Genomic DNA, 26688 nt, shown 5'->3' with positions numbered 1-26688 from the left:
GTTACGCGTGGACCTACCAACCACCCGGTCACGGTAGGTCCACGCTCAGCCCTGACATACCATCGGTAGCCGTGCCCGACGCCGTGACAGCTTCACCCCAGACTTCGAGTTCGCCGCCTCCTGCTGGTCAGGATGCCCGCGAGCGTTTCCATCGCACTCGATGGGTTGCGATCATCGCCGGCTTGCTCGGCTTCGTACTCGCACTGGCAACTCCTCTGCTTCCTGTCGTGCAGACGACGGCGACGGTCAACTGGCCACAGAACGGCGTGATCGGCGACGTCGAGGCACCGCTGATGGCGCAGGTTCCCATCGACGTCAACGCGTCGATCCCCTGCACCGCGGTCAGCTCACTCCCCGAGGGCGGCGGCATCCTGATGTCGACGGCACCTGCTCAGGGCGACGGTGCCGCGCTCTCGTCGATGTTCGTCCGCGTGTCCGCTACCAGCGTCGACGTGCTCGATCGCAACGTCGTCGTCGCTTCGGCAGCGCGCGAGGACGTCGAGTCGAGTCGCTGCGGCGCCATCGCGTTCAGCTCTGACGTCAACCGGACCTCGGCAGAGTTCGTCGGCCTGACCTATCCCGACGGCAACCCGATTCGTGGCCAGCTCGACGGCGACTTCCGCCCGCAGGTGGTCGGCGTCTTCAGCGACCTGCCCGACGGCGCTGCCCCCGAGGGCCTCGGCTTCTCGATGACGATCGACTCACGTTTCTCGTCGAGCCCCAGCGTCCTGAAGCTGGTCGCGATGATCGTGGCCGTCCTCTCGACCATCGTCGCGCTGGTCGCCCTGGCTCGCCTCGACGGCACCGACGGCCGCAAGCACCGACGCTTCCTGCCCGAACGCTGGTGGAAGTTCTCCGGTATCGACGGAGTTGTGGTCGGCACGCTGGTCGTCTGGCACTTCATCGGCGCGAACACCGCCGACGACGGTTATCTCCTGACCATGGCCCGAGTCTCGCCGGACGCGGGATACATGGCCAACTACTTCCGTTGGTTCGGCGTTCCCGAGGCCCCGTTCGGTTGGTACTACGAAGTCCTGGCCGTGATGGCGAAGATCTCGACGGCGAGCCCGTTCATGCGTCTGCCCGCTCTGCTCGCCGGAATCCTCTGCTGGATGGTGATCAGCCGCGAGGTCGTCCCGCGTCTCGGCCGGGCGGTCCGCCGGAGCAACGTCGCCCTCTGGACCGGCGGTCTGGTATTCCTGTCCTTCTGGCTGGCGTACAACAACGGTCTTCGCCCCGAGCCCATCGTGGCTCTCGGCGCACTGCTCACCTGGTGCTCCATCGAGCGCGCCATCGCCACCGGACGTCTGCTGCCCGCGGCCACGGCAATCTTGATCGGCGCCTTCACTCTTGCCGCCGCACCCACCGGATTGATGTGTATCGCAGCCCTTCTCGCCGGTGTGCGCCCGTTGGTGCGCATCGTCGTCAAGCGTCACCGACTGGTCGGCACACTGCCGCTTCTCGCTCCGATCGCCGCTGCCGGAACCATCGTGCTGGTGGTCATCTTCGCCGACCAGACCTTTGCCGGCGTCATGGAAGCCACGCGCGTCCGAACGATCATCGGGCCCAATCTCGAGTGGTACCAGGACTTCCTGCGCTACTACTACCTCTTCGTCCAGACGGTCGACGGCTCGGTTGCCCGACGCTTCGCGTTCTTGACGATGATCCTGTGCCTCTTCACGACGCTCTTCGTGTTGTTGCGCCGCGGCCGCGTCCCCGGCGCGGCAACCGGTCCGTCGTGGCGCCTGGTCGGCGTCGTCTTCGGCACGATGTTCCTGATGATGTTCAACCCCACCAAGTGGACTCACCACTTCGGTGCGTACGCGGGCATCGCCGGTTCTCTCGCCGCGCTGACCGCCGTGGCTGTGTCCGCGTCTGCCCTGCGCTCGCGTCGTAACCGATCGGTGTTCGTGGCCGGACTGCTCCTGATGCTCGCGTTGACGTTCGCCGGCATCAACGGCTACTGGTACGTCTCGAGTTACGGCGTTCCGTGGTTCGACAAGACCATCTCCTACGACGGCCGTGAATCCAACACACTGTTCCTCGCGCTCTTTGCTCTCGCCTTGGCCTTTGCCGCCTGGCAGTACCTGCGTGAGGGATTTGCTGCCCCGCCCGAGAAGCCGAACACGGCCAAGGGCAGACGAATTCGCAAATTCGCGGCCGCTCCGCTCACCGTGATTGCCGGTCTGATGGTCCTGTTCGAGGTGCTCTCGCTACTCAAGGGCGCAGTGTCGCAGTACCCGGCGTACTCGCTGGGCCGAAGCAACATCGAGGCACTCGCGGGCAAGACCTGCGGCATGGCCGAGGACGTTCTGGTCGAGACCGACGTCAATTCCGGGAATCTGCGGCCTCTGCCCGCTCCCGGATTCAACGCCGAGGATCCGTTGTCCGGAGTTGATTCGAAGGGCTTCTCCCCCAATGGGGTTCCCAGCGATCTGACCGCCGATTACATCGAAGTCAAGCAGGGCATGGGTAATACCGACAGCCAGAGTGTCGGCCCCACCTTCGCCACCGGTTCCGGCGCCGGAACCAGCGGCGGCACCGGTAACCTCGGCGTCAACGGCAGCACGGCCAAGCTCCCCTTCGGCCTCGATCCGTCGAAGACACCGGTCATGGGCAGCTACCAGCCCGGCGTGCAGGAACCTGCTTCCCTCATCTCGAGTTGGTACGGATTGCCCACTCGCAGTGAAGAATCACCGCTGGTGGTCATGTCCGTGGCGGGCCGCGTGTGGTCCGTCGACAACACCGGTGCGATCACGTACGGCCAGTCGCTTCTGGTCGAGTACGGCAAGACTCAGCCCGACGGAACCGTGCAGGTTCAGGGTTCGTACATGCCGCGAGACATCGGCCCGGCGCCGTCGTGGCGCAACGTCCGTATCCCGATCGACGAACTCGCGCCAGATGCCGACGCCGTTCGGGTGGTCGCGTTCGATCCCAACCTCACGGGCGATCAGTGGATGGCATTCACGCCGCCGCGCGTGCCCAAGCTCGAGTCCCTGGACTCGTACATCGGCAGCGAGCAGCCGGTTCTCCTGGACTGGGCTGTCGGCCTTCAGTTCCCGTGCCAACGTCCGTTCACACATCAGAACGGTGTGGCCGAGATGCCGAACTTCCGCATCCTCCCGGACCGTCCCCTGGCCGTCAGCTCCACCGATACCTGGCAGTCCGCGGACAACGGTGGACCGCTCGGATTCACCGAGGTCCTCGCCGGTGCTACGACGGTTCCGACTTACCTGAAGGACGACTGGGCACGGGACTGGGGATCACTCGAGCGCTACGACCGGTACTTCCCGAATGCTGTTCCGGCAGAGGTGGAGACGGGCACCGCAACCCGCTCGGGCATGTGGATGCCCGGCGAGATGCGAGTGCACTAGCCTGCGCTACCTACTCGGGTGACTGCTCGGGTGCGACGTACGGAGACGGCCGAGACCGCTCCGACAACGACGACGCACCCGAGTAGTTGCCCAACGCCTGGCCGTTCGCCGAGCAGCACAACCGCCAGCAGCACGGCGAGGACCGGTTGCATGAGCAGGAGCGTCGCGCCCACCTCGGCGGGAAGCCGAGGGAGCGAGTGCCCCATCAGCATCCAGCCGAACACCTGGCCGACCAGCGCCAGTGCCGCGAGCCAGCCGAACGCTTCCCAACCCGGGACGAAATCGATCCGGCCCCACAGCGATCCGATGACGGAGCCGGCGATGCCCGCGGACGTCGTCGAGATCAACACCTGGCTCGCGGCCCGATCCGCCTCGCCCGTACGGCCGACCACGAAGATGTAACCGCCGTACGCGATTCCGGAGACGAGCGAGAGCGCCGTTCCCCACAGCAAGTCGTCGCCGGTTCCCCCGCTCCCGAACACGCCGCCCGCCAAGGCGATTCCCGTGAACATGAACGGTAGGGCGAAGACGAAGCGCATCGGAACCCGATTGCCGAATACCAACCAGGACAGTGCGGGCACCACAATCACCTGCACGTTCACGACGACGCTTGCCATACCCGCGCCGATCATCAGAATCGACTGCGACCACAACGCAAAATCCAGTCCGAGCAACAGACCGCCGAGCACCTGCAGAACGACTGCCCGCCGGCTCGGTTTGCCCACCCGGCGGTACTCTCGCCACGCCAACCACAACAGCGGCGGCAAGGCCAGGAAGCAACGGAAGAAAACGGCGGTCGAGGGCCCGACATCAGCCAGCTTGATGAGGAGCGAACTGATCGAGATCGCGGCTGCGCCTCCGACGACCAGCAATCGAGGGTCGATACGCCCCCGAGGAGTTCTGGTGGATGTCGGTGTCTGCGCAGTCACGGAGGTCAGAGTGGTCACCCGACAATGTTCCTGCCGCTAACTATTCAGCACAAGCAAATGTTCAGACCGTATATTCGGTAGCATTACTACTGTGTTGAATCTCGAAAGACTCCGCGCCCTGCACGCCGTCGCCGAGAACGGATCAGTGGCGGCTGCCGCCCGCACCTTGCATGTCACACCGTCCGGGATTTCGCAGCAATTGAACAAACTCGAGCGCGAGGTCGGTGTTCCGCTCCTCGAACCGCAGGGCCGCGGTGTGCGACTCACAGAAGCGGGCCGGATCCTCGCGCGCCGAACCGCAGAGGTTCTCTCGACGCTCGCTCAGGCCGAGGCGGAAATCGCGTCGCTGCAGAGCGAGGTGACGGGCCGCGTACGTATCGGCGCCCTGGTCTCCCCCAGCAGGACAGTGCTGCCGCGAGCCATCGCCGAGATCAGGCACGCGCACCCCCAGCTCGAAATCACCTTCAACGAAGGCGAATCCGAAGAACTCCTCCCCGCACTGATTCGCCGCGACCTCGACGTCGTGGTGGTCGACAGTTGGAGCACTCTGCCCGTCGAACTTCCCGACGGAGTCTCCTTCACGCCCGTGTACGACGACGTGGCGCTGCTCGCTCTCCCCGCGTCACATCCGCTGGCGGAGAACAAGGTCGTCGCGCTCAGCGAGCTGTCCGAGCATGCCTGGGCGACGTGGACCCGGGGAACGGACTTTCACACCTTCACCGTCAGGACCCTGCGCGCGCAGGGGTTCGACCCACGAATCGAGTACGAGGTCGCCGAGTTTCCCACCCAGGTCGAATTCGTAGCTCAGGGCCTCGCCGTCGCTTTGATCCCGCGCCTGGCGAGAGTTGTACCACCGGAAGGTGTTCGAATGCTCGACACCCTTCCGCCGCTGGGCCGCGACATCTACCTCGCCTGGCGGACCGACAGCGAAAGACCTGCCGTCCTGGCGGCGATAGAAGCGCTACGCCGCCAGTTCGACGCCCTCGGTGACAAGAAGAATTAGAGCGGCATCAAGTTGTGCTTGCGCGGGTTCTTGAAAATCGTCTTGTCCTTGAGCAACTTCAGAGCCTTGCGGATTTCGAGACGCGTCTGCGAAGGCTCGATCACCGCGTCGATGTATCCGCGCTCAGCCGCGATGTACGGCGTCGCGACGAACTCGTTGTAGAAGTTGATCAACTGAGCACGCACCGCGGGTGCGTTCTCGCCCGCCTCGGCGAGCTGACGACGTCCCATGATGTTGACGGCACCCTCGGCGCCCATCACGGCGATACGAGCGGTCGGCCACGCGAGGTTGATGTCGGCACCGAGCTGCTTGCAACCCATGACGGCATAACCGCCGCCGTACGCCTTACGAACCACCACAGTCACCTTCGGGACAGTGGCTTCGATGTATGCGAACAGGAATCGCCCGCCGCGCTTGATGACACCGACCTTTTCCTGATCGACGCCGGGAAGAAAGCCTGGTGTGTCGACGACAAAAACGAGCGGGATACTGAAAGCGTCGCACAGGCGCACAAAATGGGCAGCCTTGTCGGAGCTGTCCGCATCGAGGGCGCCACTGAGGTACGTGGGCTGGTTGGCCACGACACCGACGGGCAGGCCGTCGACGCGGGAGAACCCGGTGATCACGTTGTGCGCGACCTGGGCTCCGATTTCATGGAAGGTTCCGTCGTCGAAGATCCGCAGAATGATGTCGTGCATGTCGTAGCCGGCATTGTCGGCATCCGGCATGAAGGCGTTGAGTTCGAGATCCGACTCGGTGATCTCGGGTTCGAGACCCGGGTTGATCAGCGGCGCCTTCTCCGTGCACGAGGACGGCATGAAGCTCAGGTACTCACGCACCCAGTCGAATGCAGCCTTCTCGTCGGGAGCGACGTGATGGATGTTTCCGTACTCCGCCTGCTTGCGCGCTCCGCCCAGATCTTCGAGGCTGACCTCTTCGCCGGTGACCGACTTGATGACGTCGGGTCCGGTGACGAACATGTACGACTCTTCGGTCGCGACCACGACGTCGGTGTTGATCGGTGCGTACACGGCACCGCCGGCGCACTTACCGAGGATGACCGAGATCTGCGGGCAGACGCCGGACAAGGGCTCCTGACGTGAACCCATGTTGGCGTACCAGGCCAATGAGGAAACGGCATCCTGGATTCGAGCTCCACCGGAATCGTTGATACCGACGACCGGGCAGCCCACCTTCAGTGCAAAATCGTTGACGGCTGCGACCTTACGGCCGAACATCTCTCCGGCGGCACCGCCGAACACAGTCTGATCGTGCGCGAACACGGCAACCGGACGCCCGTCGACAGTTCCGTGACCGGTCATGACGCCGTCGCTGTACGGGTTGTCCTCGCCCGCCATCTTCACCAGGGCGCCGACCTCGACGAAGCTACCGGGATCGAGCAACATGTCGATGCGCTGGCGCGGCGTACTGTGCCCTGCTGCATCGCGCTTCGCAATGGCCCGAGCCGAGCCGGGTTCCTTTGCCTTCTCCAACTTTTCGCGGAGTTCAGCGAGCTTCTCCGCGGTGGTTGTCGTCACTTCTGAACTCCGGTTTCCGCTGCTTTGGTCTGAGCTGTCTCGATCTGGGCCAGCTTGGTGGTGAGGTCTGCCGCAACCTTCGCGATGTACGGCTCGTCGACGATCTGCAGGTGGTCCCCGCCGATGTAGACGACCTCGAGGTTCTTCACGTAGTCACCCCAACCACCATCTGCCTTGCGGGTCTTGAATGCAGGCTCGAGCGTCATCAACTCGTCGTGGTACTTGTCGGCCATGTAGAGCACGACGTCGCCGTCGTAGCTGCTGAACTCGGCCGTCTGGATGGCGCGGTTGTCCAACCACGACGTCCGCTGATGCTCGATGATGCCGCCGGGAATCTTGGCGCCGCTCATCTTGATCATGTCCATCAAGATCTGGATCTGATCTTCGTCCGCTTCGGTGGAGGCCAGAACGTCAAGCGGCAGCGGAACATCCAGGTTGTAGGTGCGCTTGGCGAACTTGCCGTAGCGCTCCCAACGCTTGCGTCGTTCCGCCTCGGTGTCCGGCACTACCTCGCCGGCCATGACGGTGTCGAGCAGTCCGACCACACGCACGTCAGCGCCCTGCTCACGCAGCAACTTCGCGACCGCATACGACATCACGCCGCCGAACGACCAGCCACACAGTACGTACGGTCCGTCGCCCTGGATCTCACGCAGCAGCGGAACGTAAGCAGCAGCACGGGTTTCGATCGAGCCCTCGACCCGCTCGAACCCGTACATCGGCGTGCCGGCGGGCAGGCGCTTGAGCAAAGGCTCGTACGTCACCGTCGAACCACCGGCAGCATGGAAGACGAATACCGGTACGGCAGTGGAGCCTTCGGGACGAGCACGCAGAGTGCGTACGAGCCCGTCGATCTTGCCGTCGTCCTCGAGGTACTGGCGCACGACGTCCGCGAGCTCTTCGATGGTGGTGGAATCGAGAACGTCGTCGAGAGTGATCTCGCCGCCCGCACGCTCGGAAAGCCGAGCAGCAAGCTTCTCGGCGACCTCGTCACCGACGATCGGCAGATCGTTGAAAATACCCTTGGCGGACTTCCCGGTGACGACGGCCCACGTCGCAAACGTCAAGCGCTCGGCCGCATCTCGCGGCGGAACATCGGAGCCGGCATCGTCGGCAGTTCCGGCTCGAGAAGGATCGGAAGGCGCAGCAGCAACCGGAGCAGTCGCCGGCAGTTCCACCGACTCCTCAGCGGGAGCAGCGTCCTCGTCAGCCGCATCGGCTGCCAACTTCTCGGCAGCCTGCTTGTCGGCCATCGCCTGAACCTCTTCGCGATTGTCGATCGCGTAGCGCAGGTACTTGTTGACCTCGTTGAGGCTCGCGTCCTTGACTGCCTGGAGCTGGAGCTGCGGAATGTCGAACTCGTACTCGACGCGGTTCTTGATACGCATCGCCATGAGCGAATCGAGACCCAGTTCGATGAGCGGAACCTCGGCCGGAAGATCTTCCGGCGAGTACCCCATCGACTCGGCCACAACGATCTTGAGGCGATCGTCGAGGCTCTGCGAACCGTTCGGATCCCACTTGTCTCCGGCGTCTTCGACGACCTCGGCCAGGGTTTCCATCGGCGCGCTGGTCTTGACCGGCGCGCTGACGACCAGCTCGGGCAGCGGCTCACCGGACGTGACGACGGCGTCGAACAGCAAACGGAACGTAGCGCCCTCACGAGCATGCACCTGCACCGACGCTCCACCCGGGTGCGGGTTGAGAGTTGTCGTCAGGGTCGCAGCGCCGGCCAGTTCACCGTGCGGAACGGCAGCGGTGAGAGCGACATCCGAGAGCACCTGTCCGGCAGCAGCGCTCACGAGCACAGCCAGATCGGTGACGGCGGATGCGTCGACCTCCCACACGTGGCGGCCGTCGGGCAGAGCGACGTGCGAACCGGGTACGCGAGCCGAACCGCCGGCACTGACGCGAATGTCGAGCCAGTACGGCTTACGCAGGAATGCAGTACGCGGAACCGAGGCGAAATCGCCTGCAGGAAGCAAGGACTCGAGGTTCACGGCATGGCCGTGCACGTACAGCTGCGCGAGAGCGGCAAGCACACCCGCGGACTCGTCTTCCTTACGCTTGAGCGTCTGGATGAGTTCCATGTCGTGCAGGCCCGAATCGAAAGCGGTAGCCGCCACCGACATCAGCGTCACCGGATTGGGTGCAAGCTCGACAAAAGTGGTGTGGCCGTGGGCAACTGCACCGCGTACCGCATTGGTGAAGTACACGCTGTGGCGAAGACCCTTGACCCAGTACGCCTCTTGATGGATCGGCTCGTGACCGGGACGGTAGAAGGTGTCCTTGTCGACGGACGAGTAGACGCCGAGCTTCAACGTGGTCGGCTCGATACCGGCCAACTCCGCGGCAAGCTCGCCGAGCAACGGATCGACCTGTGAGGTGTGGCTGGCGCCCTTGGTCTGCAGGACACGCGCCATCTTGCCGTCGGCCTCGGCGGCCGCGACGATCGCCTCGATGTCCGGCTGCGGTCCACCGATCACCGTGTGCGTCGGAGCTGCGTAAACGCAGACCTCGAGCTTGGGGTACGTGGGCAGCAGCGCCTCGATCTCGGATGCGCTGTACTCGAGCAGTGCCATCAGACGGATGTCGTCACCGACGAGTGCGCCCTCGGCCTCACCCATCAGCCGTGATCGTGAACAGATCACGCGCACAGCGTCTTCCAGGTTCAGACCACCGGACACGTATGCGGCAGCGGCCTCACCCATCGAGTGCGGAACCACGGCTTCGGCCTCAGCGCCGTGGTGACGCAGCAATGCGGCCAGACCGACCTGGATGGTGAAGATTCCCACCTGTGCGGTCTCGACGTTGTACTCGATCGAATCGTCGAGGAACATCTCGACCATCGAGTAGCCGGCCTCGTCCTGGATCAGCGCATCGACCTCGTCGACGGCTGCCTTGAAGGCCGAGTTCTCCGTGTAGAGCTGCTTGGCCATCTTGCGGTGCTGCGAGCCGAAGCCCGAGAACACCCACACCGCGCCCTTGGGCGACGGCGAGTCGGCCGAGAAGACTCCTTGAGCCGGCTTGCCTGCGGCGACGGCGCGCAGCGAGCTGATGGCCTCGGACCGCGTCTTCGCCAGAACAGCGGCGCGCGAGCGTCCGTGGTTGCGACGCGCGAGTGTGCGGGCAACGTCGGAGAGGGGCGTCTTGCTTCCCTCTTCGGTTTCGAGCCAGTCGGCCAGATCTGCAGCTGCGCGGCGACGACGCGAAGGCAGCGCACCGGACACAGCCAGCACAACGGTGCTCTCGTCCTCTGCTGCCGGTTCGTCAACTACCGGGGCATCCACGACTGGTTCATCGACTGCCACGTCGGCGGGCACGTATTCCTTGACCACGACGTGCGCGTTGGTTCCGCCGAAACCGAAACCGGAAACACCGGCGACGGCCTTGCCGGTGTAACGCGGCCAGTCGGTGGCCTCGGGCGTCACCTGCAGGTGCGACTTCTCGAAGTCGATGTGCGGGTTCGGGCCCAGGTAGTTGATCGTCGCGGGAATCTTGTTTTCCTGCATCGCCAGAACGACCTTGATCAGGCCGGCGGCGCCCGCAGCTGCTTCCAGGTGCCCGAAGTTGGTCTTCGCACTACCGAGCAGAGCCGGCTTGTCGTCGTCACGGCCACGACCGACGACACGGCTGAGCGCGTCGGCCTCGATTGGATCACCGAGATCGGTACCCGTTCCGTGCGCCTCGATGTAGTCGACTGTGGTCGGCAAGATTCCGGCGTCGCGGTACGCGAAACGCAACACGTCGGCCTGGGCGTCAGGGTTGGGCGCGAGCAGACCGTTGGAACGGCCGTCCTGGTTGACCGCGGATCCGGCGATCACCGCGAGGATGGAATCGCCGTCACGCTCGGCGTCTTCGAGACGCTTGAGCACGACGAGTCCGCCACCCTCACTGCGAACGATGCCCTGAGCGTGTGCGGAAAATGCACGCAGTTTTCCGTCGGGAGCGAGCATCCCGGTCTGATCGAAACCGAGGGTTCCGGGAGGGGCCAGCAGCATGTTGACGCCACCGGCCAGCGCGATGTTGGAATCACCACTGCGCAGCGAACGCACAGCCTCGTGAACGGCAACCAGCGAAGACGAGCACGCGGTGTCCAGAGCGATGGACGGTCCACGGAAGTCGAAGAAGTACGAAACCCGGTTCGCGACGATGGCCGTCGACGTTCCGGTCAGTGCGTACGGGTGCGCCGTCGTCGGATCACTGACCGCGAGCAACTGGTAGTCGTTGGCGGAACTGCCGATGAAAACACCGACCTGCTTGCCCTTGAGCCCGCTGGCCGGAATGCGCGCGTGCTCGAGCGCTTCCCACGCGAGTTCCAGGGCGAGGCGCTGCTGCGGATCGACGTTGACGACCTCGAGCGGAGACATCGCGAAGAACTCGGCGTCGAAGCCCTTGACGTCGTCGAGGTACCCGCCCTTGGTGTTGGCGTTCTCGACCGCGGCCTTGATGGCGGGATCCGACATGAACTCGGCCCAGCGGTCCTCGGGGAGGTCGCTGATGCCGTCGCGTCCGGCCGCCAGCATTTCCCACATGTCCGAAGGCGTGTGCCCGGCACCGGGGAATCGTGTGGACAGTCCGACGATGGCGATGTCGTGGGCGTCCGTCGTGGCGCCTGAGACGTAGTACGACGCGTCGACGGTCTCCTCCGGCGCCTCGGGCTCACCTTCGATGATCCGAGTAGCCAGCGAGGCGATGGTGGGGTGTTGGTAGACGATCGTGGCGGTCAGCGTGACACCGAGCAGATCCTCGATGTCTCCGCTCAGAGCAACTGCGTCCCGCGAGGCGAGTCCGAACTCGTCCAGCGGCCGGTCGTCCACAATCGTCGACACCGGCTGACCGGTCGCGTCGGCGATCCAGTTGCGAAGCCACTCACGCAACTGCGCGACACTCATCTCGCTCACAACGTCTTTGCTCTGCGCACCATCTTGTTCAACCATCAACTCACCAAGCCACCGATCATGAAGGGACTGCTCCTCAAACGCTATCGGGGAATGCGGTCTGCTGATAGCCGCCTCGCAACGTTCCCTCGATATAACTCGCCTTACACGCGCGGCGAGCGATCTTGCCGCTTGACGTACGCGGAATCGAACCCGCGGGGACGAGCAGGATGTCTCGGGCCGTAACACCGTGACGGGAAGAAATCGCCGCACGCACAGTGTCCGCGATCGGCTGCGGATCGGCCTTGCCTGCGCCGGGAGCACGTTCGGCCACGATGACCAACTGCTCCGAGGAATCGTCGTCGTCGAACTTCAGACCCGAGTGCGTGTTGGAGAACACGACAGAAGGCAGCTGGTTGGCCGGGACGGCAAACGCAGCGATGAAGCCGGGACGCAGGGCGGGGCTGGCTTCCTGAGCCGAAGCCTCGAGGTCCTGCGGGTAATGATTGCGACCGTCGACGATCACGAGGTCCTTGACGCGACCGGTGATGTACAGCTCGCCGTCGACGTAGACGCCGAAGTCGCCGGTACGCATCCAGTTGGCATCCGCCGGCGTGCCCTCGGTGTGGCTGTCTTCGCTCAACCGATTGTCCAGCTTGTTGTGGAAGGTCTCCGCCGTCTCGTCGGGGCGACCCCAGTAGCCGATGCCGATGTTCTCGCCGTGCAACCAGATCTCGCCGACGTGATTGTCGGGGACCTCGGTCAGAGTTTCGGGATCGACGATCGCCGCCCACTGACTGCGCGAGACGTACCCACAGGAGACCTGTGCGATGGCGTTCTCGGAGTACTGGTCGACGATGACCATGCGGCCCTTGTTGAGTTCCGTGCGGTCGACGTAGATGACCTTGGCCTCGTCGGAATGCTTGGTCGAGGAGACGAAGAGCGTCGCTTCGGCCATGCCGTACGACGGCTTGATCGCAGTCTTGGGCAGACCGTACTGAGCAAAAGCGTCGTTGAACTTGCGCATCGACGACGTCGTGACCGGCTCACTGCCGTTGATCAGGCCGATGACGTTGCTCAGGTCCAGGGTCTCGCCGTCCTTCGGCAGGCCGCGCGCGGCAGCGTGCTCGAAAGCGAAGTTGGGAGCGGCGGCAAAGGTGCCTGCGCCGTCGGAAACCGCAGCCAGTTCCTTGATCCACCGGTACGGCCGCTGCACGAAAGCGCGCGGGCTCATGATGGTGATGTACTTGCCGCCCAGAGCAGGCAGGATGACCGTCAGCAGGCCCATGTCGTGGAACAGCGGCAGCCACGTGACGCCGCGTGAGTCCTCGTTGAGTTCGATGGAGTCGACCATCTGCAGCGCGTTCGTTCCGACAGCGCGGTGGGTGATCTCCACGCCGGCGGGAACTCGGGTCGAACCGGAGGTGTACTGCAGGTACGCGATGTCGTCGAGTTCGATGTCGGGACGAACCCACGTTTCACCGACGGTGTCGGGAATCGCGTCGACGGCGATGATGCGCGGACGCTCGGCAGCGGGAAGCGAGCGGAACAACTGACGAACACCGGCTGCCGACGAAGCGGCAGTCAGAATCGCAGTCGGCTTGCAGTCACCGAGAACAGCGTGAAGACGGTCGGTGTGACCGGGCTCGTCCGGATCGAAGAGCGGCACCGCGATGGAACCTGCCTGAATGGCGGCGAAGAACGAAATGACGTAGTCGAGCCCCTGCGGCGCAAGAATCGCGACACGGTCGCCACGCTTGGTGACCTGCTGCAAACGGGCTGCAACAGCGCGCAGACGCACACCGAACTGCTCCCAGGTCAGCTCGAGGGCTTCACCGTCACGTTCGCGTGAGTAATCGATGTACCGATACGCGAGCTCGTCCGCGTTGACACGCGAGTGTTGCTCGACGTAGTCGACCAGCGTGAAGCCTGGTTGCAGGCGGATCTGGCCCTTCTCGTCGAGAAAGCCATCGAACAGCGCGTTCATTCCATCTCCTCCGAAGCGATCACACAAGCACTGTCTTTCATGCCTGCGCCCCAGACTTCCTTCGCTCTCTCGGGTCCATCTTCGATCAATCGAATCGCACTTTGTGCGCAACTCACCTGAATCACTTCATCGATCCCAAACCATCGATATGTTACAGATTCGCATCGTCCGTATTCTCCGGCCTACTCGCCCGCCAGTAACGGGATGATCGGGGCGAACGCTTCCATCTGCGTCGGGAAGACCCCGACGTACGACATCGACGTCTTCTCACGGACCAGTCGAATCTGGTCTGCGATTTCCTCGAAAGTGCCCACAGCCAGGTATGGAGAGTTCAGCAACTCCTCCACGCTCAGCTTACGATCCACTTCGATGTTCGGCGGAAAACCTTGGTCCAGAGCGGCGATTGCCATCTCGGCAGCCTGCTCTCGATCGTCGGTGATCATGATCATGGTGATGGTCCAGTTGAGTTCGATCTCATCGAAACGCTCGCCGGCAGCATCGCGGATCCGCTCGACACGTTCGATGGTCTTTTCCATCGTGATTCCGGAGAGCAGAAGCCGCCCGTCACGGTTGGTCGGTGTGGCGACCGAGATGATGTCCGCGTACTTCGCGGCAAGAGCGAGCATCTTCGGTCCGCCGCCACCGACGATGATCGGTGGCCGCGGGCCCTGCCGCGGTCGCGGGCTGCCCTTGAGGCCACGCACCTGATAGTGCTTGCCTTCGAAAGTGCATTCCTGCCCGCGCAGCAGTGTGTCGAGAATCTGCAGAGACTCCTCGAGTTTCTCGATGCGAACGCCGGGGCTTTCGTATGCGATGCCGCCCTTGTCGAACTCTTCCTTCATCCAGCCTGCGCCGATACCGAGTTCGAGTCGGCCACCGGACAGCACGTCGATAGTCGCCGCGTCCTTCGCGAGCACAGCAGGATGACGGAAGCCGTTGGCCAACACGGCAGTGCCCAGACGGATCTTGTCCGTGGCCACTGCGAGCGCTCCCAGAGCGGCGATCGGTCCGACCTGATTACCCAGGTGGTCCGGAATCATGAACGAGTCGTAGCCGAGTTCCTCGGCCTTCTGCGCAAGCTTGATGAAACGTCGCGCACCACCCTCTTCGGCGTTGCCCTCGCCACCGGCCGCAAACCGGAATTTGCGTAGGGCATCGCTGCCGTGGGTGGAACTCATATAGCGATTCTCCTGTGATGGACACGTACGTCGTACTCGGACTTCGAAACCGGACAAATCGAACCTACTCGCCAGTCACTTACGTGACAGCACTGTAGAGGACGCCCCCGGACCGTGCAGCACTCTACCGGGACCAAACGAGCAGATTACCCGCGAGCGAACTCCCGAGACGCCCGATTGTGACGAATCAACAGTGCGGCGGTGACTCAACTGTGGGGCGGTGTCGGTGCGGCGTCGATCTTCTCCGCAGCCCACTGTGCCATCCATTGGGTGGCCGTCGTGCCGTTCGGATCGACTTGGAAGGAGTTGTACATCGCGTGCACAGGGTTGTTGTAGTACTCGAGAAGCCGCGGCGCCGAACTCAACCAGTTGGTCGGATTGAGAGCGGCGGCCGGAGCGTCGCAGATACCGTCGCTCGGCGCGCAGATCTGATAAGTCCGGTCGTTGAGGTCACCGAATCCGCCTGGCCTCGGGCCGGTCATCGTGAGACCGGGAAGCTTCAGCCCGTTCAGCGACAGCTCGGCGCCGACACCGGCAACGCTCGGGCCAACCGTGTTCCCGAACGCCGGATCGCGCCGACCGTCGGCAATCAAGCCGACGCCCAGCACCAGATCGGCAGGCACCGCGCCGGTACCGTCGCCGATACTCGCGGCGACGTCACCCGCGATCACCGCGCCCTGGGAAAATCCGGTCAGGACGTAGCTCGTGAGCGGGCACTCGGCGTGCCGCTTCATCAGAAAGTCGTTAGTGGCAGCAGTTCCCGCAGCCCGGCTGTTGTTGTAGGACTGCTGTCCGTCCGGCGGGATCGCAACCGGATTCGAAAACTGTGCGACGTAAGGAACGGTGTAGACGTCGGCCCTCGAACTATCGAACTTCTCCTGAAGAGGACGGGTCACGTTCAGCATCAACGACGCCGGATTGGCCGTCGGGTTGTACGGGTCGTCGGTAGCGCTCGACTCCCACGTACCCGGTATGGCTACTACCTGGACATCGGGGCAACTGGCCGGCTGAGAGACCGGTGGCTCCGGACTCGGCGGGATCGGAGTCGGCGAAGGCACCCGCCCGGCCAGGATGTACCAACCGCCGATCACGACCGCTGCGACCACAAGAATGATCAGCAGCGGGATCAGGCACCCACGACGCTTTCCAGACCTCGCCATGACCCGCGCCTACTTGCAGTAGGTGGTGTTGGCGACGTCGATATAGATCTGAGCGTTCGCACCTGCCTGCTCGGGAGTGATCTGCTTGCCTTCCGCCGACGCTTCCTGACCGACGAAGGCAGTCACGAAGGTCAGGACCTCGTCGTCGGTCTGAGGACCGGCAGCGCAGATGTAATTGGCAGTGTTGACGGCGATGCTTCCGTCACCGGCTGGGGTGATGCCCTTCGCCTTCAGTCCGTCGAGGAACTTCTGTGCCTCTGGACTGACCTCGACGACTGTGGGGCCCGGGAAGCCTTCGATACTCTGCGGCTGCTCCGGCGGCGCGGTGGCTGCTGCTCCTGGACTGGTGGGCGCAGCCGACGCCGTCGTGGTCGCAGAGGCGGACGCAGACGCCGAACCGCTCGAGGACGAAGCCGCAGCGGACGTCGTGGTGACCGGATTGGAGGTTGCAGTGGAGTCGTCACTACCGCACGCGACCAGCGCACCACCCGTGGCGAGCGCCAAGGCGCCGACCGCGATCGCGCGTGCACAAGTGTTTCGGTTACCCGAGAAAAGCGACATCAATGTCCGTCCTTGCCTTCAGTCGAAAGTCCATCAACAGGTTACGCAACGCACGCGGGCGGGCACCGATCCGTGATCGGGCCCGCCCGTCGTGCACCACTGTGAGTTAGTGAACTTCTGTCTTGTCACCGATCACCGTGATGTAGCCGAACTGGAAGTTCTGCTGGACACCACCGGGAATGTCGAATTTGTCACTGATCGGGAATCCGAGGCGGCCGCCCTCGTATCCGACGCTCTTCCAGCCGTCGAAGAGCGGGCCGTTCTCGACGGACCATGCACCGGTGCCGGGGCTCCAGTAGATGTTGCCGCCCTCGAACTCGGTGAAGCGCCCGTTGTCCTTGATGGGAACCTCGTTCGACTTCGGGAATCCGAGCCAGCCGTTTTCCCAACCGAGTTCGCCGTACTTGCCCATGATCATTCCGAGAACCGCGTGAGTTCCGTTGGCGCTGCTGTACATCGCGCCGATCTCGAATCCCTGAACCTTGCCCGGCTTGCCGGGGGTCGCGATCTCGTCGGCAGTCGGGTAGCCGAGCGGGCCACCTTCCCATCCCTGTGCGGACCACTCGGCGAGGATGTCGCCGCTGACGGGGTGAGCGCCGGTCTGCGGGGTCCAGTAGATGGAGCCGTTCTGGAAGTGGTTGAAGCGTCCGCGTCCGTCGGGGGTACCGAGTTCCGGGGTACGCGGGAAGCCGAGCGGGCCGGCCGCTGCTCCGGTGTTCATGTACGCGCCGGCGATACGACCGGCGACAGGCTGGGCGCCCGTTCCACTGGTGAAGTAGATGCGACCGTTGCGGAAGTCCTGTGCCAGTCCACCCGCGACGCTGTACTCGGGCGTGATGCAGTCGCCGATCCAGCCGTTGGCTGCGGCCGTCGCACCGATCTCACCCGAAGTGCCGCAAGCCGGCTTCTCGACCTCGACGCCGATGGCGTTGGCCAACTGCGGCCACAGCTGATGAAGCTCGAACTGCCAGTACGGCCACGAGTGGGTTCCTGACGGGCGGTAATTGACCTGCGCGGGGATGCCGAGCTGGTTGAGCTTGGTCGCGAAGGTCTGCGAGGTCAGGCGAGCGAGGATCTCGAGGCCCATACCTGCGTAGTTGGTGCTGACGCCGGGAATTCCCGACGGCTGGTCGTACGGGCCGGTCGTACCGCTGCCACTCGAGACGTACAGGCTGACGCCCTTGAGCTTCTCGGCGAGCGCATACGGATCGTGTGCAGCCCACTGCGCGTTGGACGGCGGTCCCCACATCGCGGCGGAGTTGTATCCACCGGCGTCGGTCATCGCGAACTGGATTGCCTGAGGCATGCCGAGCGAGGTGGTGGTGAGGATGCCGGACAGCGAAGCCGCGAACTTGAAGAAGCCGGGGTTGCGTGCCGTGAGGAACATCGCGGACGTGCCACCCATCGACAGTCCGACGACACCGCGCGTCTGCGTGGTGCGCCAGTCCTTTTCGAGGATGGAGGGCAGTTCCTTGGTCAGGAACGTCTCCCACTGGTAGTTCTTGCCGTTGTCGGGCTCGAGCCAGTCGGAGTAGAAGCTGGACTGACCGCCGACGGGAAGAATGACGTTGACGTTCTTGTCCGCGTAGAAGGACTCGGCGTCGGTTTCGTAGGTCCAGGCGTTCTCGTTGTCGGTCGCGCGAAGACCGTCGAGCATCCAGACCGAGGGGAAGCTGGCCGACGGATTGACGTTCCAATCGCGAGCCAAGAGGATCTGCACCTGAATCGGGGTGCCCATCGCGGGAGAGTTCACCCACAGCGCGACGCGACGCTCACTGAGCCAGTCGACCTTCGTGACCGCTGCGCCGGTGGGGTTCTGGGTCACGGCCGGTGCGGCCTGAGCAGGTGCCGGCGCGGCTGCCGCGGTTCCGGCCGTCGTCAAGCCCGCGGCGATCGGCAGTACCAGCATCGCTGCCAGTGCGCCGACGACCTTTGTCCGGAAGGTTGCCCGGGACCGGCGACGGTCCTCCGTGGCAAGGCCTACTCGCATGAGCTCACTCTCTTTCCTTACGTTCGGTCCGCGCGTCGATCGTGTAGCCGCCTGAGCAGCCAGACCCCCGTTGAAACTATTTCTACACGCAAACGATCCCCGCTTGGGGTAGCCGCGCTGTTACTGGTGGTGCAATTGTTACTGACCTCAGGCGATCGTGCAGCGCCTGAATACACAAGTGCCGTCCCGGTTTCCCTTGGAGGGAGTCCGGAACGGCACTGGTGAAGTGACTAGGTCACGGGATGGCGCACGATCACCAAGCGTTCATGGTGTCGAGGATCTGGCCGCGAGCCTTCCACAGCTCTGCCGACCAGTACGGCCACGAGTGCGTGCCGTTGGACGGGAAGCTGTAGGTGGCCGGGATACCCAGCGAGTTCATGCGGATCTGGAATGCACGGGTGTTGACCAGGGCGAGTGCTTCGAGGCCCATGCCATTAGCCGTGTTGTAGTAATCGATCGGTGCGCGCGGGTGGTCGTATTCACCGGGCAGGCCGCTTGCCGACGAGATGTACATCGACAGGCCCTGCAGACGCGGTGCGAAGACGAACGGGTCGTTGCGCAGCCAGGACGGGCTCCACGGCGGTCCCCACATGGAGTCGACGTTGAAGCGACCGGCATCGAGCATTGCGACGCGGATTGCCTCGCGCATGCCGGGAGCCGAGATGTTCAGGTAGCCCGACAGCGAGCCGGCGAACTTGAACTGGTCGCGGTGGTAAGCAGCCAGCGTCAGAGCAGCGCTGCCACCCATCGAGAGACCGAGAACCGCGTTGTTGTTCGGCGAGACGCCGTAGTTCGCGAGGAAGTTGGGGAGTTCCTGCGTGAGGAACGTTTCCCACTTGTACGTGATCTGCTGACCGTTGAAGTTCGACGGTGCATACCAGTCGCTGTAGAAGCTGGACTCGCCGCCGACGGGCATCACGAGGGTGATGTTGTCGTTGCGGTACTGGTCCATCGCGTTGGTCTCGAAGCTCCACGCGTTGGCGTCGTTGCGCGCACGCAGGCCGTCGAGGAGGTAGAGGGCAGCGTTTCCGCCGCGTGCGGCCCACTGGACCTGGACCTTGATGTTGCCCATCGAGGAGGGCACCCACAGCTCGTCGTATCCGCCGGAGGGGGCGGTGTGGCTGGGAGCAGTGTGCGCGGGCGCAGCAGAGGCGACAGCACTACCGGCAACTCCTGCAGCAAGGGGTAGCACAAGTGCTGCGGCACCGATGGCCAACGCTCGGTGCTTGAGGCGCTGGGTCAGCCTCTTTCTGGCAAAACGCATGGATACTGCTCTCTCTCTTCGTCTGCGGCACTCACTCGGTGGAGTGGCTCCGGCGGATTCCGTCGGGGAACAGGCTTTTCTGCCAGCCCGAACAAGTTCGGGTCGGCAGCGGACCTCTTCCAAGTCACACTGCGCTCGCTGGACTTTATGTCACAGGTTCAGCTGTGACAAATAGACAGACCGTTACGTCTCAGTCCGCGGGCGACGCCGTCATCACCCGCAGGGAGTGATTCAGGTTAGGTGAATCGTCTTCGAGTACATCGTGGCCAATCGATTCGGTGTTACTGAATCGAAATATTCAAACCTTCAACCGTCGGTGATGCTGATCACATCACTTCGGCGGCTCCGGCGGAACGAGCCCGCAGCGTTCCAATTCGTAGGCCGGAACCCGGTCGAATCGGTACTTCGCGAAGTCGAAAGCCTGCTGGAAGTTCTGTTTGAATCTGGCCCAGGTCAGCTCGGAGCGGTACGACGTGAGCAACTCCTGCGTTTCCGGGCACGTGATCGCCAGCTTCGCGTCGGCAACCCAGTCCTCGTCGAGGAAGAACGGCAGCCACGGGCGAACGTCGATCATTCCGGTATCCGCGACCACCCAGTCCGGATATAGATTCTTGTCGTGCCCGATCCGGCCGTCTTCGAGGCGCTCGGTGTGTGCTGCCAGGGGGTACGCCAGCCCCATCTGATCGAGCACCCGAACGTCGAGGCCCACGTTCATGCTCGTCATTCCGAGGTTGAGGAAGAAGACGACGTGCTCGGCAGGCTCCTCGAGCGGCCCTGGCGGTGGGACGACGAACCAGGAGTCGTAACTCGCCGACGGCAACAGCAGCCCACCCTCCGGAGTCCGCGCGATGGTCTCCACCATGGCACGCATTCGCGGATAGTCGAGGTAGTCCTCGGCAAGAATCGGGTGCTTGTGACCGGTGTTGAGTGCATAGAACGCACGCTCGTCGACGATTCCCGAGCGACCCACCACGGAGCCTTCCGGCATGCCCGTCGTGTTTGCAGCGAAGAAGGCCCAGATGATCGTGCCGATCCACAGCACCGCCGAGACTCCGAAGATCGCGGTGTCGCGGTTACTTCCGAACGCTGCCCGCGCCGGAACCCGCAACGGAATAACCGCGACCGGGATGAGCAGGCAGAACAACACCGGCAACAGGACGCGGCCGTGCATGAAGTCGCCGCCGACGCGTAGCGAATAGATCCCTAGGATCAGCCCACTGCCGAGGATGAACGTGACGACGGCCCGCGGCGTGCGCAGAAACTGCTGAAAGCGCTGCCACAGCGAGCGTGCGGGTTGATCGGTGGCGGTAGCAGGTGCGTCCGCTCGGCTTCGCCACACGAGCAGCAGCGCGCCGATGAGCAGGAAAAGCAGCGGCAGCCAGAGCAGGTACGGCCCGACGAGGTTCCACAGGTACGCAAAACCCTGCGCCCACTTCGCGCCACCGGCGTCCTTCGACACCGCGGTGTTCGGGTACGGCAGGGCGTAATAGCCCATTCGCCAGATCTGATAGCCCACCGGCACAAGTCCGGCGACGACCACGATCAGTGCGCGAATCTTCCAGGTCAGGCCTGCGGAGAGAACGATCATCATCAACGCGGCAGCACCGGGAATTGCCATCTCGGGTCGAACCAATGGTCCGAGGCCTGCCACGAACGAGAGAGTCAGGATCGACGCCGTGGACGGCTTCGACGCCTGCGCCCACCGAACGAGCAGTAGCCACAGGAGCGCGATCCAGAAGATCACCAAGCAAGTCTCGAGCCCGGAAGTGGCGAAATCTCGCGCAGGCGGAACCGCGATGTAGACGAGAACACCTGCCGGTACCAGCAGGATCGTTCCGCCCGCCGACGGCCGAACGCCTCGGTACAGACGACCGGTGCCGAGCATCGCCAGCACGACGGCAGCAGTCGAGAGTACGAGCGCGATCGTCAGAACGACGTATTCGAGGCGGATCTGCGTGAGCCAACTGAACGCGTAGACGATGTATGTCCACGCGGTACTCGTGTTCGCCTCGACACGCTCCCCCGCATTGAAGACCGGGCCGTTCCCCGCGAGCAGGTTGCGGACGGTTCGCAAGACGATGAGTCCGTCGTCGGCGATCCAGCGACGCTCCCACGCCCCCCAGAACATGAGGGCAGCAGCAAGCACCACCCCGCCGAGAAAAACTCCTCGACTGAGGGTGGTGCGATTCGCCGCAGTGTCGACGTGCGGGTCGGCCTCGGTGCGTGGCTCAGACGAGGTAGACAGCGACACCCACTACTCCGATCCACGCAATCGCGAGGAGTTGCAGCACCCGGTCACCGAGCGCGATCTCCTCAGGCTCTCCGGCTTCGCCGCCGTCGACGTCCACCGCATATCGCAGCACCGCGATGGTGAAAGGCACCATCGAGATGGCATACCAGTTGGTGCCCTTGATGGCGTCCTGTTGGAACGCCCACAGTCCGTAGCAGAGGACCAGCGTCGTCGCTGCCATCGTCCACACGAAACGCAGGTACGTCATCGTGTAGCTCTCGAGGGACTTACGGATCTTCGCGCCGGTCTTCTCGGCCAACTGCAGTTCGGCGTAGCGCTTGCCTGCCGCCATGAAGAGTGAGCCGAACGCCATCATCAGCAGGAACCACTGCGAGAGATCGATCTCGGCGGCAACGCCACCGGCGATCGCTCGAAGCAGGAAGCCGGACGAGACGATGCAGATGTCGATGACGGCCTGATGCTTGAGACCGAAGCAGTAGGCGAGCTGGATGACGATGTACACGCCCATGACCACGGCGAGTTGCCAGTTGGCCAGGAAGGACAGCCCGATCGCACCGGCAAGCAGCACGACTGCCATGCCGTACGCGATGTTGACGGGTAGAACTCCGGCCGCGATGGGACGGAATCGCTTCGTGGGGTGAGCACGGTCGGCTTCGACATCCATCGCGTCGTTGACGAGGTAGATGCCCGACGCCGCCATGCAGAACACGACGAACGCCAGCGCGACGGGCAGGAGCACGTCGGCTTCGGTGGCGGTTCCGGCCGCGATGGGCGCTGCCAGCACAAGGACGTTCTTGACCCACTGACGTGGGCGAAGCGCCTTGACGATGCCGGCGGGCAGGGACTTCGGGGGTCCGCTGACCGTAGCCGGTTCCTCGCTCATTTATCTCCACATTTCTGTTCGGCTCTGGCTTCTTCGACCCGGCGAACTACCGCCGCGGATGCGGCTCCCAGTGCCGCTCCGGCGAGTACGTCGGTCGGGTAGTGAACTCCCAGGACCAGACGCGAGAGCATCATCGGGGGCACCAGCAACGCCGGTAAGGGTAGCCCGGTGAGTCGACCGATCAGCACAGCCGCCGCCGTCGTCGACGTCGCGTGTGACGACGGGAAGCTGAGCTTGCTCGGTGTCGAGACGTTGACCTGCACCGAAGGGTCGGAAGGTCGCTTGCGCCTGACGACTCGTTTGATCACCACGGAGGCGGCGTGTGCACCGAATGCTCCGACGGCTGCTCCGGCCCATTCCCGTCGACGCGGCTTGTCCACGGCAGCTCCGACGGCAGCGATCGCTATCCACCCGAGGGAGTGCTCACCGAAGTGAGACATACCGCGGGCGACCTTGACGGCTCCCGGCAGCTGCCCGACGGTCGATTGAATACCGGCCAGAATCTGTACTTCAGGAGATGCCGAAGACACGTTCCCACCTTTCCGTGCTGGTCAGTGAAGGAACGGCGTCCTGGTACTGCTTCTTGAGCTCGGGGAAACGCGCGGCGAGTTCGCGGCGCAACCGTGTGGCTTCCTTGAGCAGTTCGAGTGCAAGCTTGGGGTTTCGTTTGCGGTAGACGACGCCGCGACCGTCAGCGGTGGTGACCGTGACGCCGTCGACCTGTGAGAGCAGGAACCAACGGGCGTCGATGGTCGGCACGTTGAGCTGAGGGCGCTCGAGGTGTTCCGGCTTGGCCGGCTTCACGTTGTGCACTCCGGCCTTGAGGACCCGGGTGATCTTCGCGACGGTCGACAACGGCAGGCTCACGTCCCCGACATCTGCACCCGAGGGCAGCGGAAGCGCAGTCGACGAAGGCAGTACGACGGCGTCGGAGAATTCCTTGCGCTGGGCGTGGACCTCACCGAGTGCCGTCGGCAGCATGTTCGCGACGTGCTCGGGTCCGGCGAGGAAGTCTGCGATTGCCTTGTTCTGGATCGCGACGGTGGAGTACTCGAGGCACAGCAGGTGCTTGAGCGTTGCCTTCACCGTGTTGACCACGAGGCCACGGCCGTTGCCCGGCATGTGGAGCGCTGCCACCACCAAGCGGTTACGGAGGTGGAAGTACGCCTGCCAGTCGATGGCGTCGTCCTTGTCGCTCCACGCCATGTGCCAGATCGCGGCACCCGGAAGTGTGACGGTCGGGTATCCGGCTTTCTTTGCGCGCAAACCGTATTCGCAGTCGTCCCACTTGATGAAGAGCGGTAGCGGCTGCTTGATTTCTTCGGCGACCTGGCGCGGGATCATGCACATCCACCAGCCGTTGAAGTCGACGTCGATGCGGCGGTGCAGGAGTTTCGATTCGCGCAGCGGCTTCTTCGAGAAGTCGTGGTCGTATTCGACGTTCGGTGCCGCGGTCCACATGAAGGTGCCGCGGTTGACCACTTCACCCATCACGTGGAGGTGACTTCGTTCCTGCAGGTTGAGCATCTGCCCACCCACCAGCATCGGCGACTTCGCGAAACGTGAGAACGAAAGCGCACGCAGAATCGAGTCGGGTTCGATCTCGATGTCGTCGTCCATGAACAGGATGTGCTGGCACTGCGTCGTCTTGAGCGCCTCGTACATGATTCGGCTGTATCCGCCCGAACCACCGAGGTTGCCCTGATCGTGAATGGCGAGCCGATCACCGAGCGCTGCAGCAGCTTCGGCAAATCCGGGTTCGTCGCGCACCTTGCGCGTGCCCTGATCCGGCATGATGACGGCCTTGATCACGTCCGACACCAGGGGATCGGAAGCAAGTGCAGCGAGAGCCTTGACCGCGTCGGTCGGACGGTTGAACGTCGGAATACCAACGGCGACAGTCGCTTCGCCGGGAGCCTCGACGGGCGCGTACCAGCCGCCACTCTCGACGACGACGGCCGTATCAGTGGTGATGTCGAACCAGATCCAGCCACCGTCCTCGAACGGCGCCAGTTCCACCTCGAACTCGACCGCGGCATCGCCGTCGGCAAATTCCTTACCTTCCACGTGAATTCGCGAGGAATCGGCCTTGGAACGATAGATGTCGACGCGGCCGTGTCCGGACAGTTCGAGTCGAAGGACCACCGATTTCAGGATGGACCAGCGCCGCCAGTAGCTGGCGGGGAACGCGTTGAAGTAGGTCGCGAACGAGACCTCGGTCTCGGCGCCGAGCGCTACCGACGTGCGCGAGGTCGAGTGCGCCCGTCGACTGTTGGACCAGGACTCTTCCAAGTACAACGTGCGGACGTCGAGCGGCTCACCGGCACGGGGCAGGATGATCCGCTGGAGCAGGGACTTGCCGAGGTAGGTCACCTCGTCGCCGCTGACGGCGTCTTCGCCTTCGAGTAGATGACGTGCGTTCATTCGCTCTCCCCTGCCAATTCCGCACCCGTTTCGAGATGCGGGCGCAGGGTGTTCTCGAACATCGTCAGTGCGCTGGCGATCGCCATGTGCATGTCCAGGTACTGGTAGGTGCCGAGACGTCCGCCGAAGAGGACCTTGTTCTCCGCGGTCTCCTTCTTGGCGCGGGAGCGGTACGCGGAGAGCTTCTCGCGATCCTCGGGCGTGTTGATCGGGTAGTACGGCTCGTCCTTCGCCTCCGCGGCACGCGAGAACTCACGCATGATGACGGTCTTGTCGGTCGGGTACTCGCGCTCGGGGTGGAAGTGACGGAACTCGTGGATACGGGTGAACGGCACGTCCGCGTCGTTGTAGTTCATGACAGGGGTGCCCTGGAAGTCTCCGGTGGGCAGAACCTCGGTCTCGAAGTCGAGGGTGCGCCATCCCAGTGCACCTTCGGAGTAGTCGAAGTAGCGGTCGAGCGGGCCCGTGTAGATGACGGGTGCGTCGGGGCTCGCGGCGCGCAGTTCGTCGCGGACGTCGAAGTAATCGGTGTCGAGACGGACCTCGATCTTCGGATCCTTCGCCATGTTCTCGAGCCACGCCGTGTAGCCGTCGACGGGCAGGCCCTCGTACGTGTCGTTGAAGTAGCGGTTGTCGAAGTTGTAGCGGACCGGCAGGCGGCTGATGTTCGCCGCGGGCAGCTCGGTGGGGTCGGTCTGCCACTGCTTTGCCGTGTAGTCACGCACAAATGCTTCGTAGAGCGGGCGTCCGATCAGGGAGATCGCCTTCTCTTCGAGGTTGGAGGCATCCTTCGAATCGATCTCGCTGGACTGCTCGGCGATGAGGGCGCGCGCCTCTTCGGGAGTGAAGTACCGACCGAAGAACTGCGACACGAGGCCGAGGCCCATCGGGAACTGGTACGCCTGTCCCTTGTGCAGCGCGAAGACGCGGTGCTGGTAGTTCGTGAACTCCGTGAACTGGGTGACGTAGTCCCAGACCTTCTTGTTGGAGGTGTGGAACAGGTGGGCACCGTACTTGTGGACCTCGATGCCGGTCTCCGGCTCAGCCTCCGAGTATGCGTTCCCCCCCAGGTGGTGACGGCGATCCAACACCAGCACGCGCTTACCCAGCTGGGTAGCGGCACGCTCGGCGATGGTCAGCCCGAAGAATCCCGAACCGACGACGATCAGGTCGTACTGGGCACGGGCGGTCTCTGAATTTGCAGCGGTCACGATGAACCAGGGTATCGGACCTGTTCGGACGCCGAGGGTTGGATGCGTCACCAGG

Annotated in this window: 16 protein-coding genes; 2 read left to right on the top strand and 14 right to left on the bottom strand. The window is 63.7% G+C overall.

Annotation, left to right across the window (positions count from 1 at the left end; genetic code table 11):
• The first annotated feature begins 71 nt into the window (after positions 1–71).
• On the top strand, positions 72–3374 hold the full coding sequence (locus tag QMA15_RS04005; protein ID WP_020968115.1) for an arabinosyltransferase domain-containing protein: 3303 nt from the start codon (positions 72–74) through the stop codon (positions 3372–3374).
• On the opposite strand, the gene QMA15_RS04000 is transcribed toward QMA15_RS04005, so the two are convergent.
• Positions 3371–4321, bottom strand: coding sequence for a DMT family transporter (locus QMA15_RS04000; protein WP_172932457.1), 951 nt, complete (start codon positions 4319–4321; stop codon positions 3371–3373). The two genes, QMA15_RS04005 and QMA15_RS04000, sit on opposite strands and share 4 nt — an antisense overlap.
• 73 nt (positions 4322–4394) lie before the next feature.
• Here QMA15_RS04000 and QMA15_RS03995 point away from each other — a divergent pair, with 73 nt between their 5' ends.
• Positions 4395–5306, top strand: a complete 912-nt coding sequence (locus QMA15_RS03995) for a LysR family transcriptional regulator (protein WP_020968113.1) — start codon at positions 4395–4397, stop codon at positions 5304–5306.
• Here the strand turns inward: QMA15_RS03995 and QMA15_RS03990 are convergent.
• The 13 genes from QMA15_RS03990 to glf form a co-directional block, all read right to left on the bottom strand.
• Positions 5303–6844 (bottom strand): acyl-CoA carboxylase subunit beta, encoded by a 1542-nt coding sequence (locus QMA15_RS03990; protein ID WP_019746413.1) that lies wholly within the window; start codon positions 6842–6844, stop codon positions 5303–5305. The genes QMA15_RS03995 and QMA15_RS03990 overlap by 4 nt on opposite strands.
• Complete coding sequence (gene pks13 / locus QMA15_RS03985; RefSeq protein ID WP_290283707.1) at positions 6841–11784, bottom strand: polyketide synthase Pks13; 4944 nt, start codon at positions 11782–11784, stop codon at positions 6841–6843. The genes QMA15_RS03990 and pks13 overlap by 4 nt, the downstream gene beginning before the upstream one ends.
• 37 nt (positions 11785–11821) lie before the next feature.
• The gene (gene fadD32 / locus QMA15_RS03980; protein WP_003943899.1) at positions 11822–13711 is read right to left on the bottom strand and encodes a long-chain-fatty-acid--AMP ligase FadD32; all 1890 of its coding nucleotides are present in this window, start codon (positions 13709–13711) and stop codon (positions 11822–11824) included.
• Between the two features lie 182 nt (positions 13712–13893).
• Complete coding sequence (locus QMA15_RS03975) at positions 13894–14889, bottom strand: LLM class F420-dependent oxidoreductase (protein ID WP_290283706.1); 996 nt, start codon at positions 14887–14889, stop codon at positions 13894–13896.
• Between the two features lie 206 nt (positions 14890–15095).
• Positions 15096–16049 carry a cutinase family protein gene (locus tag QMA15_RS03970; RefSeq protein WP_019746409.1) on the bottom strand — a complete coding sequence of 318 codons (954 nt, stop codon included), beginning with the start codon at positions 16047–16049 and terminating at the stop codon, positions 15096–15098.
• 9 nt (positions 16050–16058) lie between these two features.
• Positions 16059–16610 (bottom strand): DUF732 domain-containing protein, encoded by a 552-nt coding sequence (locus QMA15_RS03965; protein WP_019746408.1) that lies wholly within the window; start codon positions 16608–16610, stop codon positions 16059–16061.
• 106 nt (positions 16611–16716) lie between these two features.
• Complete coding sequence (locus QMA15_RS03960) at positions 16717–18600, bottom strand: alpha/beta hydrolase-fold protein (RefSeq protein ID WP_021332816.1); 1884 nt, start codon at positions 18598–18600, stop codon at positions 16717–16719.
• A gap of 253 nt (positions 18601–18853) precedes the next feature.
• Positions 18854–19864, bottom strand: a complete 1011-nt coding sequence (locus tag QMA15_RS03955; RefSeq protein ID WP_020905770.1) for an alpha/beta hydrolase family protein — start codon at positions 19862–19864, stop codon at positions 18854–18856.
• Positions 19865–20195: 331 nt separating this feature from the next.
• Positions 20196–22115, bottom strand: coding sequence for a flagellar motor control protein ZomB (zomB, locus tag QMA15_RS03950; protein WP_046377737.1), 1920 nt, complete (start codon positions 22113–22115; stop codon positions 20196–20198).
• The gene (locus tag QMA15_RS03945; protein ID WP_003943808.1) at positions 22093–22998 is read right to left on the bottom strand and encodes a decaprenyl-phosphate phosphoribosyltransferase; all 906 of its coding nucleotides are present in this window, start codon (positions 22996–22998) and stop codon (positions 22093–22095) included. The genes zomB and QMA15_RS03945 overlap by 23 nt, the downstream gene beginning before the upstream one ends.
• A complete protein-coding gene (locus tag QMA15_RS03940) occupies positions 22995–23528 on the bottom strand; it encodes a phosphatase PAP2 family protein (protein ID WP_003943893.1) in 534 nt (177 codons plus the stop codon). Before QMA15_RS03940 ends, QMA15_RS03945 begins: the two co-directional genes overlap by 4 nt.
• On the bottom strand, positions 23509–25422 hold the full coding sequence (locus tag QMA15_RS03935; protein WP_290283704.1) for a glycosyltransferase: 1914 nt from the start codon (positions 25420–25422) through the stop codon (positions 23509–23511). Before QMA15_RS03935 ends, QMA15_RS03940 begins: the two co-directional genes overlap by 20 nt.
• On the bottom strand, positions 25419–26633 hold the full coding sequence (gene glf / locus QMA15_RS03930; protein WP_024488040.1) for a UDP-galactopyranose mutase: 1215 nt from the start codon (positions 26631–26633) through the stop codon (positions 25419–25421). The genes QMA15_RS03935 and glf overlap by 4 nt, the downstream gene beginning before the upstream one ends.
• Positions 26634–26688: the final 55 nt, after the last annotated feature.

Source organism: Rhodococcus sp. APC 3903 (assembly GCF_030407755.1).
Taxonomy (GTDB): domain Bacteria; phylum Actinomycetota; class Actinomycetes; order Mycobacteriales; family Mycobacteriaceae; genus Rhodococcus_F; species Rhodococcus_F erythropolis.
This window is presented reverse-complemented; position numbering and strand designations above follow the sequence as displayed.

Coding starts and splice junctions, on each gene's coding strand:
- pks13 (WP_290283707.1), bottom strand. CDS start 11,784: ATGGTTGAACAAGATGGTGCGCAGAGCAAAGACGTTGTGAGCGAGATG.
- fadD32 (WP_003943899.1), bottom strand. CDS start 13,711: ATGAACGCGCTGTTCGATGGCTTTCTCGACGAGAAGGGCCAGATCCGC.
- QMA15_RS03975 (WP_290283706.1), bottom strand. CDS start 14,889: ATGAGTTCCACCCACGGCAGCGATGCCCTACGCAAATTCCGGTTTGCG.
- QMA15_RS03970 (WP_019746409.1), bottom strand. CDS start 16,049: ATGGCGAGGTCTGGAAAGCGTCGTGGGTGCCTGATCCCGCTGCTGATC.
- QMA15_RS03965 (WP_019746408.1), bottom strand. CDS start 16,610: ATGTCGCTTTTCTCGGGTAACCGAAACACTTGTGCACGCGCGATCGCG.
- QMA15_RS03960 (WP_021332816.1), bottom strand. CDS start 18,600: ATGCGAGTAGGCCTTGCCACGGAGGACCGTCGCCGGTCCCGGGCAACC.
- QMA15_RS03955 (WP_020905770.1), bottom strand. CDS start 19,864: ATGCGTTTTGCCAGAAAGAGGCTGACCCAGCGCCTCAAGCACCGAGCG.
- QMA15_RS03945 (WP_003943808.1), bottom strand. CDS start 22,998: ATGAGCGAGGAACCGGCTACGGTCAGCGGACCCCCGAAGTCCCTGCCC.
- QMA15_RS03935 (WP_290283704.1), bottom strand. CDS start 25,422: ATGAACGCACGTCATCTACTCGAAGGCGAAGACGCCGTCAGCGGCGAC.